Consider the following 916-nt stretch of genomic DNA (forward strand, 5'->3'; position numbering starts at 1 on the left):
GGCAAATTCTGTTGGTAGCGCCAGGTGAAGAAGTGGAAGAGGATGCGAATGCGCAATTTTAAGCAAACTCAACCAAACTTAAACCGTCGCCGAGTGCGAGGGATGACGTTGCTTGAAGTGTTGGTTGCACTGGCTATTTTTGCCACCGCGGCGATCAGTGTGATTCGCTCAGTGAGTCAACACATCAACACAGTCAGCTACTTAGAAGAAAAGATGTTTGCAGCAATGGTTGTGGATAACCAAATGGCGAATGTGATGCTAGATACTGGCGCGCTGAAAGCCAAGAATGGTACCGAAGAACTAGCAGGGCGTACATGGTATTGGAAAGTCACGCCTGTAGCCACCACGCAGCCATTGCTGAAAGCATTTGATGTAAGTGTCGCGACCGCGAAAAACGCGAGTCCAGTTGTTACGGTAAGAAGCTATGTGGCGCAGTAAACCCAATCGCGCAAGTAAGCGCCGCGCAGCAAAAGGTTTTACACTCATTGAAGTGCTGGTGTCGATAGCGATCTTTGCCAGTTTGAGCGTGGCGGCATACCAAGTGGTGTCGCAAGTTCAGCGCAGTAACGAGTTGTCGCAAGAGCGAACTCAGCGTTTGAATGAACTGCAACGCGCCATGGTGATGATGGATAACGACTTCCGCCAAATGGCATTGCGTCAAACGCGTACAAACGGCGAAGACCCTGCCGGGCAACTGATCTTTTGGTCGGATTATTTACTCGATTCCGACGCGAAAGGCCTAATGTTTGCACGTGTGGGTTGGCATAACCCGCAGCAACAGTTCCCGCGTGGTGAAGTGACTAAAGTGGGCTATCGCGTTAAAGAAGAAACCTTGCAGCGTGTTTGGTGGCGTTATCCAGATACCCCAGTTGGGCAGGAAGGCATTGTCACTCCGTTGCTGACGCAGGTGGAATCT

At 50.8% G+C, this 916-nt stretch carries 2 protein-coding genes; both read left to right on the forward strand.

Annotation, left to right across the window (positions count from 1 at the left end; genetic code table 11):
* The first annotated feature begins 48 nt into the window (after window positions 1-48).
* Complete coding sequence (gspI, locus tag R7Z50_RS25515) at window positions 49-438, forward strand: type II secretion system minor pseudopilin GspI (protein ID WP_005478722.1); 390 nt, start codon at window positions 49-51, stop codon at window positions 436-438.
* Window positions 425-916, forward strand: a 492-nt coding sequence (gspJ, locus tag R7Z50_RS25520; protein ID WP_318149478.1) for a type II secretion system minor pseudopilin GspJ, incomplete at its 3' end; no start/stop codon positions are given. The genes gspI and gspJ, both read left to right, overlap by 14 nt.

Source organism: Vibrio sp. 1249-1, assembly GCF_033340495.1.

What these genes read in the sequence shown, in the direction of transcription:
- gspI (WP_005478722.1), top strand. Translation starts at nt 49, where the DNA reads ATGCGCAATTTTAAGCAAACTCAACCAAACTTAAACCGTCGCCGAGTG.